The sequence below is a fragment of the Campylobacter sp. 2457A genome, from assembly GCF_020135895.1.
In the GTDB taxonomy this organism is placed as follows: Bacteria; Campylobacterota; Campylobacteria; order Campylobacterales; family Campylobacteraceae; genus Campylobacter_D; species Campylobacter_D taeniopygiae.
Genome location: NZ_JACHTO010000028.1, coordinates 1 through 13292 on the forward strand (window position 1 = coordinate 1; position 13292 = coordinate 13292).

Here is a 13292-nt window from a genome sequence, read left to right on the forward strand (position 1 = left end):
AGATTAATAGGTGAAAATATTGGCAAATAATAATATTTTAAAGGAATCTTTTATGTTTATAAGTTCTAAACCAGAGTTAATTCAAACTATTAAAAATTTAATCAACAATGAAGAAGTCAAGCAGATTGATTTTATTTATCCTAATTTTTCTGTTTTAAATGATATATTAAAAAATATTAATTTTCATCAAAAAAAATCTTATTTAAAAAGCAAATATTAGCTATGGAAGTACTAGAAATTTTAAAACAGATTTGTGATAATCACAATGATATAGAAGTAAATATCCATACTCTTAATGAGCTTAATGCTGGACAAAACATAAATTTAAAAGATTTATCAAGCAGTGAAATTTACACTAAGACTTATTTAAAAAACTTAGATGAAGAAATTCAAGATAAAAAACAAGGTAAAGATTTTAATCTCTTTTATTATACAGATAAAAATAATCTTTGTATCGAATTTATCAATACTTTAAAAAAAATAGTTAAAGATTCTGAAGATATAAATACCTTAGAAAAACTAATTGAAAACATCGATTCTGATGATATAAGTAGTGAGAAATTTGATGATTTTAAGAAAAAAGTTTTAAAAAAGATTGAAAGCATAACAGAATCGATTTTTTTTAAAAACAATATAACCCCATCTTTAAAAAGCACCTATGAAAAATTTATCGATGAGTTGCTAGAATACATTAAAAAACTTGCTAAAGAAAAAGAATATAAAAAGATTAAAATAATACTAAGCGCTATAGCGGGTGTTGTAATAGCCACAGTAGTAGCCGCTCTTACGGGTGGGACAGGACTAGCTATTGCGACTGCTGGTTTATTTTCTTTAATGGGTTCTGCAAACGAGTATTATGAATTTACTCAAAGAGAATATGCTGCGCTTTTAACACCTTTAGCTGCATTTTTAGCTACTAGATGTGCTATGTTTATTCATTATATTAATTCTCGTTTGTTATCTTGTGTTTTAATTGTTAATAAAAAAGAAATTATTGATTTAAGTGGTTTTGGATTATATCTTGGAAGTGATAAAAGCAATATTGCTTCAAATTTAGCCTATAAAACTACTCTAAATAAAGAAATAGAAAGCATTGAAAGTATCTTTAGTGAAATCTTTTTAGAACAAAGGGATAAAGAGCATCAAGTTGCTATTAGTGATTCTCAATTAAGCAATTTATCTACTCCCATTTTAACACAAAAACTGTCTAGTTTATATTTGAAGAATCATTCTATTTTGGAAAATTTACAAGAAGATATCAAACAGTTTAATTATTTTTCTTATATAGAAAGTCCAAATTTTAACTCAAGTAAATTGGCTGAATTTTTCGTACAAAAAAATCAAAATGCACAAATAGATTTAAATACAACTAAAATGAGTAAAAATTATTTAATTATTTCAAATATCCCCAGCAAATACAATGCAGGACTTAATGAGAGCCTAACTCAAGAAATCGTTCATAGCAATATACAAGATAAATACAGAACAATTAAAAAAAGTATTGATGCATCAAAAAAAACTTATAACAGCAAAAGAGATTATAGTGAATATAGCATAGAAATGTCACAAGATGAAAATGAACCCTATATTTTACAATTAAGCCCTTTTGTGAAAATATCCAAAGAAGCTTATAAAGAAAGCAAAAAAGCTTATGAATATATACAAGAGATTTATAAATATTTAACAAGTTTTGTTGCTATACCGCAGGATCTACCAAAAATCGCAAAAAAAGTTAAAGAAGAATTAGCATTATCAGAAAATGAGCCAATGATAGAAATAGTAAAAAAGACGGAAAATTTACAACATTGCGAGCGAAGAAACATTTTAGCTTATATTGACTACAGCAAAAAAATAGATGACAACAAATGGCTTCCTTATTTTTATATCCAAAATTTCTTTAAACAAAACGAAGAAAAAGAATCCATTATAGAAAAGGAAAAGAAACTAGCTTATCAATATTTAGAGTTTTTGCAAGAAAAAATTTTTAAAGAAATTTCTACTAAATCAAAAAATATTTATGGATTAAAAATGTATACTTTTAGAGATTGCCTGCAAATTGCTTGGGAGCTTTATCGCGCAAAACAAATTTTTATTAATCTGAATTTAAAATTTAAAAAAAGTTTTTTTGGAAACATTAATGTAGAATATTTAGATGAAGATTATACTGTATTTTCAGACGATAATTGTTGGATTTTTGAAGAAAAAAATAAACACAATTTTAGTGCTATTGACTTCACTCAAGATTTATTAGATATTTTTATAGAAAGCAATAAAGATAATGACGAAAATGAAGATAAAAATAAGAAAAATAAGAAAAATAACGAAAACATACAAAAATTTTTCAATGAATTGTTAAAAGAATTAACAGTTGAATTAACAGATGAAGAATTAAAGCAAAGATTTCAAAAAATTTATGATAAAAGTTTTTTAGAACAAAAACTTGAAGAAAGCAGAATGGAACTTTTTAGCAATCTTTTTTGGGAAGCAATAAGTAGTCTTGTTCCTTTGAGCAATTTTTTTTATCACATTAAAGATCCTATTAAAGTTTTTCAAAAAATTACAAATATTTGTATTACTTATATGCAAAAAGGTTTTAAAGAAGTTCTCATTGAGCAACTAGGCCTTATATATGTATTTACAACAAATCCAAATATTGGAATTGAAATTAGATCATCTGGAAAAAATTATTTTAAGAGTCACGCCAGAGAACAATTTTTGACAATTAAGGAAGATTTCTTTCAGACTAAAACAAAAATAGTTTTTATGGTAGAACAGATAAAAAATGGTGTTAATATTGACAGTTTTAGTACAATTAAAGCAAATATAGAAAAACATCATAAATTAGATATGAAAGATGAAAGATTACTCAGAGATCTTTATAATGATATTAAATCTACACCTCATGTTGAAAAAATTACAATTAAAACAAATTGGCTTCAAGCTAAAACCTTAATAAAAATGATAAAGCCGGATTTAGCTAGCATGTTGGCAGAATTTGTAGCAAATTTAGCATTAAATTTTTTCTTTCCAACAAATTTTAAAGCCTTGCAAGAACAATATGAAAGTATTATTTATCAGCTTTATACCTTTAAATATGATTTTCCTTTAGCGGTTGTAAGAGATCATTTTGTAACCTACCCTTTTGCAATCAATTCAAAATTTATTAGCTTTGATTTAAAAAAAATCTTCTATGGCATAGATCTTTGCACTGGAGTTTTTGACACTCATTTTTCCTTTCATTATGAAATAGAACAAAACATTGAAGAAAACAAAGAATTTCTTTTAAGAAGACTTTTATCTTATATTATTTTAGATGAAAAAAGAAACGCAACTGCCTTAGAGGATATAAAGGAAGAAAAATATATTATAGATGATTATACATTTTATTCTAAAGAATTAAAATCTTTAGAACTTAAAAAATGCACCATATATCAACTTCCTTGCAATCATCCCTTATTTAAAGAAATCAGAAATAAAGAAAAGCAGATCAATGCCTTTAGGAAAGATGAACACAGTCCTATTCATGCTTATAATGAAGTTTTACAAATTTTAGAAGATTATGCTAATGGACTTTATAATGTTAAATATGAAGAAGGAAAATGTATAGAAGATAAAAATAAGGCTAGAAGATTATTAGAAAAGCTTAATATCATAGGACAAAACAATCTTAAAGCTATGTATATAGGGATAAATGGAAATGAAGAAAGCTTAAAAGCTACAGGGAAAAGAGAAAATAATACTAGTAAGACAAATACAAATACCGATATTAAATCACAAACAATAATACCACCTCATTTTATAGGTAGATTAGCTACTACTATCATTATAGAAGATGGTTTATATATAGGATGAAAGGATAAAAAATGAGTGAAACTTATGAAATTTATACCCCTAATGGATTGATATTAGATGTGGAAAAAGATACCAATAAGATAATCTTTAAAAAAAACGTTAAACCTACAGGCAATTATACCCAAGAATATTCTAAAGCTTTGTTTAAAGCTGATCATATCTTAAGAACTTCTCCTTATATCGATTATAAGCCTCAATACCTAGATCCTGAATTTCACACAGGGCAAAAATCTACTTTGCTTGAATTTAAAGATTGGCAAAAGATTTATTTAAAAGATCCTGTTAAAGGAGCTATTGCTCCTTGGACTAAAGCAGAAAAAGCTTATTATAAGTCTTTAAAAACTAAAAGAGAAAGATGTAAATATTTAGCTATAAGAAGTGGTTTAAGATCTGCTGTTATAGATATACCTTATGATGCTTATTGCAATGTAGATGAAAAAGGAAGATTGGTTAATGAAGAATATATGGATATTTATGATGAAGTAAGTTCTCATCGTGGAACATTAAAATCCTATTCTTTTTTTAATGAATGGGAATTAGCTGCTTTACTTTTAGGAGATATGAAAGCTAGTCCTACAGCTGCTGTAGGATTTAAAACAAGACAACAACAAGCTTTATTCTTACAAGCTCAATTTGGAGATAAAAATGCTTTTAAAAGTTTAGGTTTAGCAGTATTGTGTTCTAATTCTTTTATCACAGGACAACATTGGAATCAGATTAGAGCAAAAATGATTTATGATTTACACGATTATTATTATGAGAGTTTATTGGATGAATTTGGTATGATACCTTTTTTGGATGAAATTATAGGAGCAGATTGGACTATTGATTTAAATACGTATCAGTTTGCCTATGATGAAGAAGGCAATATGATGTGGAGTTTGTTTAATGAAATTGACAAGGGTAAATTAAAAGATCCAAGGGATGTGGATTCTACTCCAGAGAGCAGAAATAAATTTGATGATTATATGGATGCGTGTAAAGAGCAATTGGTAACTAGATTTGATGTAGATATTAGAAACGAAAGAGATGAAAGATCAGCTCAGCTAACCATGGATACTGTAATTTTATGTGCCAAACTAGCAGCCCTAACCCCTCCTCAAGGTTATCCTAATGCCCCTTATTATTTCACACCTGAAAGATTAGAATGGATTTATAAAAGAGGTTATTTAGATAAACTCCTTGATCCTAGAATCCCTGCTATTAATCGTTATAATTTTCCAGAAGAACTTAGAGCTAAGATAAGAGCTTATGCTAAAGAACATGGGATTAAAGAATAGCACATAAAAGCTGAAAAAATATATTATGATTAAATTTTTATTTATCCTTGAAATTCTGTGCTTTCAAATTTGGGTTTATCTGTAAAACATGATTTTTCTTTTAAAAATAAAACCTCGATGGTTCCAACTGGACCATTTCTATTTTTACCGACTAAAATTTCAGCATTTTCCTGCATAGGATTGCGTATAAAAGTACTTTTGTATTCTTTACCTTCTGCTTTAGCTTTATTTTCTCGTTCTTTTTCCTCTTGTTCTCGATAAACTTCATCTCTATAAACAAATAAAATTGTATCTGCATCTTGTTCTATCGCCCCACTCTCACGCAAATCACTCATCATCGGACGTTTATTGGCACGTTGTTCTAAAGAGCGGTTTAATTGAGAAAGTGCAATGATAGGCATATTTAATTCCCTAGCTAAAAGCTTAAGCCCTCTTGAAATTTCACTCACTTGTAAATGTCTATCGTTAAAATTTGAATTACTCATCATAAGTCCGATATAATCAATCACGCAAAGTTTTATACTTTCCTCTTGTGCTTTTAGACGTCTTAAAATAGCTCTAACATCTGTTATTGTGGCATAGCCACTATCATATATAAAAAGCTTTTTTTTAGAATACAAATTGCAAGCATCCCCTATTCTTTCCCACTCATCATCATTAAGATCGGCAGTGAGAATTTTTTGTAAAGGAATTGAAGTTTTTGCCGATAAAAGTCTTTGCATGATTTGAGTTGCAGGCATTTCCAAAGAAAACATAACCACGCCTTGATCTTGTTTTAAAACTTGATCGATAAAATTTAAACATAGAGTTGTTTTTCCCATACCAGGACGTGCAGCAATGATGATAAGTTCACCATCTTTAAAACCTTTAGTCATATGATTTAGATCTTCAAAACCAGTATCTAAACCTATAACGGTTTTATTTTCAAGAGTTTTTTGCTTTTTAAATTCCTCTATAAGCTCCTCTAAAACGAGTTCTATACCCTTAATATCGTTTGTATTGATACGATTGGTTAAATTAAAAATTTCTTTACTTATTTCATCTGAAATTTCACTTACAGCACGATTTTCATTGATGCGAGTTGGCAGAAGATGTGCAAAACTTAAAAGCTGTCTTTTGATGGATTTTTCACGAAGTTCATTAACATAAGCAGCTAAATCAATCATTGAAGGCGTAGCAATAACTTCATTTAAAATTTGCTCGTCTAGTTTTTTGTGTTTCTTTAAAAAACTTATAGATATAGGTTCTCCAGAATTTGCACAAGCAATAATAGCCTTAAAGATATCTTGATGAGCCTTAAGACTAAAATCTTTAGGTTCAATATCTCCTGCTATGCTTGAATAAGCATCTTCACTCATAATGCAACTGCTTAAAATCGCACGTTCTAGATCTAAATCAAAATGTTCTTGCAATTTTTTTCCTTATAAAACTCTTTTTTAAAATTCTAGCAAAAAGAGCTTAAAAAGCGAATTTATTTTTATATATTGAAACTTTTTTTCAATAAAACAACAGCCAAAATTACTACACAAAATTCCGCAAACAAAGGAGTAAGCCAAACTCCTTTTAAGCCGATAAAATAGGACAAAAGGAAAAGGAAAAATAAAGGAACGAATAAATTTTGACTTAAGCTTAAAATCAAAGAAAAACTAGGTTTATTAAAAGCCGTTAAAAAAGAATTACTCAATACATTAAACCAAGCAAAAATATAATTTAAAGAAAAAAGAATCAAGGCTAAATAAACAAAATTTAAAAAATCTTGATCATGATCTTTTATAAAAAATCCTATTAAATTTTCACCTAATATATAGATAAAAAATAAAACAAAAATCGAAAAAACAAATCCAGATAAAAATATAATTTTTAAAAAAGATTTAATACGATGAAAATCTTTTTTAGCGTAATTATAGCTTAAAGCCGGTTGCATGGCATCTGCCATAGCAATAATAAGCATCATGATAAAAGTATCAATATAAACTATAATAGAAAATCCAGCCACAGCTTTAACATCAGCTATTTTAAGCAAAACAAAATTTGCAAAAACACAATATAAAGAGCCCGAAACATTGTTAAAAAATTCACTGCTGCCATTGTAAAGAATATTTTTAAAAATTTTAAAATTTATATAAGGAAAAGAAAATCTAAGCTCTAAATTTTGAAATAAAAAAGGAAAAATTCCAAAAATTCCACCCAAGGTCAAACCCAAACAAGTCGCAAGAGCAGCTGAAAATAATCCCCAACCTAAAATAACTATAAAAATATAATCAAATAAAATATTACTTAGAGCAATGATAATATTAATGATCATACTATAAGTGGTTTTGCCACAAATTCGTAAATAATTATCCAAAGCAAAAGAAAGCATAGTGATGGGTGCAAATAAAGCAAAAACCATCATACATTCTTTCGCCATGGCTTTAATCTCTAAGCTAACATTTAAAAAATCAATCAAAATAGGCGCTAAAAGATATTCTAAAATTCCAACCAAACAAGAAAAGAAAAAGATAATCACCAAACTAGAGCTAAAAATTTTTTCAGCCAATTTTTTCTTACCAAGTCCTAATTTCATCGCGATTTGCACCGAAGATCCTATCGCAATAGTGTCAGATAGTGCAAAAGACATCATAATAAAAGGCATGATCAAGGCTAAAGCTGCTAAAGCATCACTGCCTAAATATCTGCCCACAAAAATTCCATCAACAATATAATAAAGTGAAATAAAAGCCATGCTGATCATATTAGGCAAGGCACACTTTATAAAAAGTTTAAAAGGGTTTAAAGTGCTAAAAATATTTGACATTACTTATCCTTAAAAAATTTTTCAATAAAAAAATATTTTCAAAGACGCTAATAAAATGCCAAAACTCCTAACATGTAAGAATTTAAATAGAAAATTTTAGTTGTAAGTTTATTGATTTTAGTTTTATTTTGCATAGTAATTTCTAGAAAATTTCTTAAAAATTTAGCCTATAAAGGCTAAATTTTATAAAATAGAAAGAATTTTTGCAGCATCATTAAGTCCTGTGATAATACTTGCTCCATTTTTTGTTGCAATATCTCCTGCTACAAATATTCCTTTAACATTACTTTCTTTATTTTCATCCATCAAAGGAACACCTTTATCATCAACTTCAATACCGCATTTTTGTAAAAAATCCACCGGAGTTGATCCGCCAATAGCATAAATAATTCTATCGTAAGTTTCGCTTGTTGAGTCATTGAAATTAACTTTAGCTTTACCATTTTCATCCTCAACGGCTTCGATATCAATACCAAGTTTTAAATTGACTTTTCCGCTATTTCCAGCTTCAGTTATGTCTTTAAGGTTGATATCATTCAATCTTGTAAATTCTTTTTTACGATAGCAAAGACTTACATTATTTGTTTTTGCTAGATCTACAGCGTATTCAGCGGCAGAATTTCCTCCACCTACAACAAGAATTTTTTCATTTCCCAAAACTGAATTTGCATTAAAATTAATAATTTTAGTTAAAGTCATAGGGAGTTTATAATCTGGCTTGTTTGGTTTTCCCATTCTACCAATTGCTACAATGATATTTTTGCATTCATAAGTTTCTTTAGCCGTGCTTACTAAAAAAAGATTATTTTCCTGTTTTACACTTTCAACTTCTGAACCAAATTCAACTTCTATATTGTATTGTTTTAAAATATTTTCAAACATTTCTATCGTGCTTTCTTTTGTGCCATCCTCAAAAGGGATATTTCCATAATTTGTACCTTCACATCCCTTATAAACTTTATCTACCCTTTTACCTTCTTTGTAAAATTGCACCAAAGTTTGACAAATATTGTTTGTTTTTTCTAAAATCAAAACTTCTTTATTTTTTAATTTTGCCTCAACTGCACATGCTATGCCAGTCGGCCCCGCACCAATAACAATTAAGTCTATTTTTTTCATCTTTTACCCTTTAATATTTATTTTTAACATAATGTATCAATTTTTTTTAAATAAAAAAATAAAAATACAATAAAAATCATCATTATTTAAAAAATATTTTACTTTTTGTTTAGAATTTTCCCAAGTAAAATATTTTCTTAAAAAAATATTATTTTAATTTGACATCTAAAGCAAGTAAAGCAAAGCTTCCAAGCCAATGAGACCCCAAATAATCCTCCTCTATATGTGCTATGGCTTCATTAAAATGATCTGTGGCATTTTTTCTTAAAATATTTTTTAAGTCTTCATCGCAAAAATTAGATAAGATTTTTAAACACCAAGAACGGCTTAAGTTAAGCCCATCCAAATGTGCAATTTTCCCATCAGTTCTATCGCTAACTCTTACAGGATTAAATAAGGTTTCTGGTTTTTTTTCATTTAATTTTGGTAAATATTTTTTAAAGAAGATTTTAAATTCATCTTCAGGCAAAACAGCACTCAAAAGCACAGCCTCCATTAAAACCGGTGATAAAAACTCATCTCCACAAGGTTCTAAAGTTTGCATATTTTCATCATTTAAAAACCATCTTCTAGCACTTTGTATAATATATTGTTCTAGTTCTTGATCATTTTTAAATCTTGCAAATTCTAAAGCAAAATATAAGGCAAAAGAGCTATTAAAATGCGTTCCTACGCGAATTGGGTAATCCATTTTAGGTAAAAATTCTTTAAATTCTTTTACAAAAAAATCTGCAATTTTATCTAAATTTTTAGCCCATATTTTCGCATCTTGATTTTCTTTAGCTAATAAATTAAGCTCTAGGGCTAATTTTAAAAACCATCCCCATCCATAAGGTCTTTCAAAGCCTTTATGGGCTGGATTTTCTAAATATTTTAATTCACCTTCTGCCTTTTCTTTGCTAAATTGAGAATTTAAAGCCTTAGTAATTTCATCAACGGGAGCAAAATTAGCAAAATTTCTTAAAATTTTAACCAAAAGCCAATGAGAATGCACACTAGAATGCCAATCATAAGATCCATAAAATATAGGATACATTTGCTTAGGAATTTTTACATCATCAAGATCGTTAAAAGAATGAGTTATTTTGTTTGGTAACTCTTTAAAAATATTTTCCAAAGCTATAGCGCTAAACTGTTTAATAAATTCTTCCATATTTTCTCCTTAAAAATTAAAAGCTAAAAAGTACATTAAAAAAATATTAGCCACTAATAAAAGCAATCCCGATAAAAATTGTGCCCTGATAACTCCATTTTTACTATCTAGCTCCAAAAGCACAGCTGGAACGGTATTGAAATTAGCTGCCATAGGCGTCATTAAAGTTCCGCAAAACCCGCTAAGCATACCTATAGCTCCGACTATAGCAGGATTAGCATGCATATTTGAAATCAAAACAGGCAAAGCAATAGCAGCACTGATCACAGGAAAGGCAGCAAAAGCATTTCCCATAATCATAGTCAAAAGAGCCATACAGATACAATAAACCGCTACTGCCATAAAACTATTGTTTAAAGAAATGTAATTTGACAATAACTTTTCAACCTCGTTACCCATCCCAGTGGAAACAAAAATAACTCCAAGGGTTGCTAAAATTTGAGGCAATAAAGCAGCCCAGCTTATATGATCCATAGTATGCGTTGCATCTTTTATCGCCTTTTTAGCAGAGGCTTTAAACATAAAACACGCCAAAATAAAAGAAAATACAATAGCTAAAATTAAGGAAATTAAAGTAGCGTTTTTAGCCTCAAAAAAACTACAATAAGGAAGTAAAAAAGTTCCTGCAAGAGTTATAAGAGGAACCAATAAAGCAGGAATAAAAAGCTTGTGTTTGTAAATTTGAGCGCTTTGAATTTCGTATTCTTTTTCTTTGGCTGTTACTTCAATTTTTTCAGGTTTTAACCAATTTAATCCTGCAATTATGGCAAGTAAAATAACAATACAACCTATAATAAAATCAGACAAGACATTTGCAAGTAAGAAAGTTGCACTATAACTTGTCCAAAACACCCCACCGCTTAATCTAGCCCTTAGTGTCTTTTTTTGATTTAAAAAATTAAGAATTCCAAAAATTAAAAATAAAAATCCTACTATATAATACAATAAATCAAGAGTGATCATTACCTACTCCATACGTTTTCTTTAATCTTTTATCAAGTAAATACAATCTAAAACAATGAATAATGAGAGCTAAAATTCCACTCGGTATAGCCCAAATAGACAGATCAACAGGACTAACTGAAATATTATTACTTGCAAAAAAAGCTTGTATAAATAAAATAGAATGCACAGCTATAAAAATATCTTCTCCAAAAAAGACGGCGACATTATCAGTAGCGGCTGAATAAGCTTTGATTTTTTGGCTATCTTTGCGAGTGAGATTTTTAAATTTAAGTTTCGCAGCCGCTTCAGCCATAGGTGCTATTAAAGGCTTTATCATCTGTGCATGTCCGCCTAACGATAACAATCCAAGCGCTGCAGTGATTTGTCTAAAAATAAAATATCCCATCAGTATTTTTCCTGTGCTAGCACCTTTGATTTTTGAAATCAAATTTTTTGCTTGTTCTTTTAAGCCTTTGTGTTCTAAAACAGCCAATAAAGGCAATATTAACCAAATAATTGCCACATAACGATTATTTGCGAAAGAATGACCTATATCGCTAATGATTTTTACAAAATCAAATTTGGCCACAATTCCTGCATAAATTCCTACAAAAGTAACAACCAAAAAAGGATTTATCTTTATCGCAAAACCCAAAATAATCAAAGGAATAGAAGCAAGTAATAACCAATCCATTATTTTTCTCCAAATATAGAAATTAAGAAAATAAAAGGAAAGTTAAATTTTTGGGCAGGTATTTTAAGGTGTCTTTATAGATGACACCTTAAAAAAATTATTTATTTGCTTTTTCTATATATTCACCACGAACTGTATCTACACGAATCACTTCACCTTCTAAAACGTGAAAAGGAATTTGCACTACAGCCCCTGTTTCAAGTGTAGCAGGTTTTTTATTTGAACCTTGAGTATCTCCTTTAAAGTTAGGAGCGGTTTCTACGATTTTAAGTTCAACTACTTGAGGCACTTCTACGCCGATAGCTTTACCATTATGAAAAAGAACATTTACCATCATACCATCAAGCATCCATTTTTTAGCTTCACCTACATCCTCATCGCTAATTGCAACTTGTTCATAAGTTTCTGTATCCATAAATTGACAATTTTCTCCATCATCATAAAGATACTGCATGGTTTTATCTTCTAAATTTGGAGCCTCACATTTATCTCCAGCGTGAAAAGTTTTTTCAAGAACTTTTCCATCAATAAAAGATTTAATTTTAATACGAACAAAAGCAGGACCTTTTCCTGGTTTTACATGTTGATATTCTACTATTTTAAAAGGAATTCCATCAATTTCTATTTTTAATCCCTTTTTTAAATCACCCATTGAATAAGATGCCATAACATTCCTTTTATATTAAAATAAAATATAATTTTAGCAAAAAATGTTTGATATCGCAATTAAATTTAAGTATTTTTGCGTTAAAATTTGGAGCAAAGCATAGCAAATGCTCGCTTCTATTTAAGAAGAGGAAAGTCCGAGCTGCAAAAGACAAACATTCCATCTAACGGATGGCTAGGGAAACCTAAGGGACAGTGCAACAGAAAGCAAACTACCATATTTTTATGGAAAAGGTGAAACGGTGGAGTAAGAGCCCACCAGCGATTTTGGTAACAATTTCGGCTATGTAAACCCAATGTGCAGCAAGAAGGGATGGTTTTAGTCTTTATTTTAACCCTTCGCTTGATTTTGTTTGCAAAAACAAAACTAGATAAATGAGCATTCTAGACAGAACTCGGCTTATCGCTATGCTTTTATTTTTATCTTTTAAAAAATTAATCTTAATAAAATCTTTGCCATAAAGTTTAAAATCTAGTATAAATTTTTAAAATAGTTTTTTCATGTTAATATCTTCAAATATGATAGCAATACATGAAGCAATAAGTGATATATTGCAAATAAACCCTATTAACCAACTTATTTTTTTACGTTTTTCTCCTGTGCTATAGCATTTAAAAAAATAAGCTTGTAATAAACATAAGATTATGAAAAGCGTTAAAAATACCAAAACAAAGATTAAACAAGATAAAAAATCCATGTAAATATATATACGATACCCATCTAATGAAAGTTTCTCAACTTCTGGAGAGTTCATGAAAGGCACAAAATGTTCCACATTATCAACA

The 13292-nt window shown here is 28.7% G+C and carries 10 protein-coding genes, 1 other RNA gene and 1 pseudogene; 4 read left to right on the forward strand and 8 right to left on the reverse strand.

What is annotated here, in order from left to right:
* The first annotated feature begins 52 nt into the window (after nucleotides 1–52).
* From H2280_RS07440 to H2280_RS07450, 3 genes are read left to right on the forward strand one after another with little or no spacing between them, the layout of a single operon-like run.
* Entirely contained in the window at nucleotides 53–220 is a 168-nt protein-coding gene (locus H2280_RS07440) for a hypothetical protein (RefSeq protein WP_337216121.1), read from the forward strand.
* A gap of 2 nt (nucleotides 221–222) precedes the next feature.
* A complete protein-coding gene (locus H2280_RS07445) occupies nucleotides 223–3852 on the forward strand; it encodes a hypothetical protein (RefSeq protein ID WP_337216122.1) in 3630 nt (1209 codons plus the stop codon).
* A gap of 11 nt (nucleotides 3853–3863) precedes the next feature.
* Entirely contained in the window at nucleotides 3864–5132 is a 1269-nt protein-coding gene (locus H2280_RS07450; RefSeq protein ID WP_337216123.1) for a hypothetical protein, read from the forward strand.
* A 41-nt stretch (nucleotides 5133–5173) separates the two neighbouring features.
* Here the strand turns inward: H2280_RS07450 and H2280_RS07455 are convergent, their stop codons facing one another.
* The 7 genes from H2280_RS07455 to efp form a co-directional block, all read right to left on the reverse strand.
* The gene (locus H2280_RS07455; protein ID WP_137624093.1) at nucleotides 5174–6544 is read right to left on the reverse strand and encodes a replicative DNA helicase; all 1371 of its coding nucleotides are present in this window, start codon (nucleotides 6542–6544) and stop codon (nucleotides 5174–5176) included.
* A gap of 65 nt (nucleotides 6545–6609) precedes the next feature.
* Nucleotides 6610–7929 carry an MATE family efflux transporter gene (locus H2280_RS07460; RefSeq protein WP_337216124.1) on the reverse strand — a complete coding sequence of 440 codons (1320 nt, stop codon included), beginning with the start codon at nucleotides 7927–7929 and terminating at the stop codon, nucleotides 6610–6612.
* Between the two features lie 183 nt (nucleotides 7930–8112).
* Nucleotides 8113–9048: an NAD(P)-binding domain-containing protein gene (locus H2280_RS07465; RefSeq protein ID WP_337216125.1), complete on the reverse strand. Its 936-nt coding sequence runs from the start codon at nucleotides 9046–9048 to the stop codon at nucleotides 8113–8115.
* Nucleotides 9049–9196: 148 nt separating this feature from the next.
* Nucleotides 9197–10201 (reverse strand): DUF2891 domain-containing protein, encoded by a 1005-nt coding sequence (locus H2280_RS07470; RefSeq protein WP_337216126.1) that lies wholly within the window; start codon nucleotides 10199–10201, stop codon nucleotides 9197–9199.
* Nucleotides 10202–10210: 9 nt separating this feature from the next.
* Nucleotides 10211–11164, reverse strand: a complete 954-nt coding sequence (locus H2280_RS07475) for a DUF979 domain-containing protein (protein WP_337216127.1) — start codon at nucleotides 11162–11164, stop codon at nucleotides 10211–10213.
* Nucleotides 11151–11840, reverse strand: coding sequence for a DUF969 domain-containing protein (locus H2280_RS07480; protein ID WP_337216128.1), 690 nt, complete (start codon nucleotides 11838–11840; stop codon nucleotides 11151–11153). Before H2280_RS07480 ends, H2280_RS07475 begins: the two co-directional genes overlap by 14 nt.
* A 97-nt stretch (nucleotides 11841–11937) precedes the next feature.
* On the reverse strand, nucleotides 11938–12507 hold the full coding sequence (efp, locus tag H2280_RS07485) for an elongation factor P (RefSeq protein ID WP_137624099.1): 570 nt from the start codon (nucleotides 12505–12507) through the stop codon (nucleotides 11938–11940).
* A 94-nt stretch (nucleotides 12508–12601) separates the two neighbouring features.
* Here efp and rnpB point away from each other — a divergent pair.
* An RNA gene (gene rnpB, locus H2280_RS07490) (RNase P RNA component class A) lies at nucleotides 12602–12925 on the forward strand.
* A 66-nt stretch (nucleotides 12926–12991) separates the two neighbouring features.
* On the opposite strand, the pseudogene H2280_RS07495 reads toward rnpB, so the two are convergent.
* Nucleotides 12992–13292, reverse strand: a pseudogene (locus H2280_RS07495) (hypothetical protein); the annotation flags it as partial.

Bases quoted from the DNA above. Each gene is read 5' to 3' on its own strand.
- H2280_RS07480 (WP_337216128.1), bottom strand. From the start codon at position 11,840: ATGGATTGGTTATTACTTGCTTCTATTCCTTTGATTATTTTGGGTTTT.
- H2280_RS07440 (WP_337216121.1), top strand. From the start codon at position 53: ATGTTTATAAGTTCTAAACCAGAGTTAATTCAAACTATTAAAAATTTA.
- H2280_RS07460 (WP_337216124.1), bottom strand. From the start codon at position 7,929: ATGTCAAATATTTTTAGCACTTTAAACCCTTTTAAACTTTTTATAAAG.
- H2280_RS07470 (WP_337216126.1), bottom strand. From the start codon at position 10,201: ATGGAAGAATTTATTAAACAGTTTAGCGCTATAGCTTTGGAAAATATT.
- H2280_RS07465 (WP_337216125.1), bottom strand. From the start codon at position 9,048: ATGAAAAAAATAGACTTAATTGTTATTGGTGCGGGGCCGACTGGCATA.
- H2280_RS07450 (WP_337216123.1), top strand. From the start codon at position 3,864: ATGAGTGAAACTTATGAAATTTATACCCCTAATGGATTGATATTAGAT.
- H2280_RS07475 (WP_337216127.1), bottom strand. From the start codon at position 11,164: ATGATCACTCTTGATTTATTGTATTATATAGTAGGATTTTTATTTTTA.
- H2280_RS07445 (WP_337216122.1), top strand. From the start codon at position 223: ATGGAAGTACTAGAAATTTTAAAACAGATTTGTGATAATCACAATGAT.
- efp (WP_137624099.1), bottom strand. From the start codon at position 12,507: ATGGCATCTTATTCAATGGGTGATTTAAAAAAGGGATTAAAAATAGAA.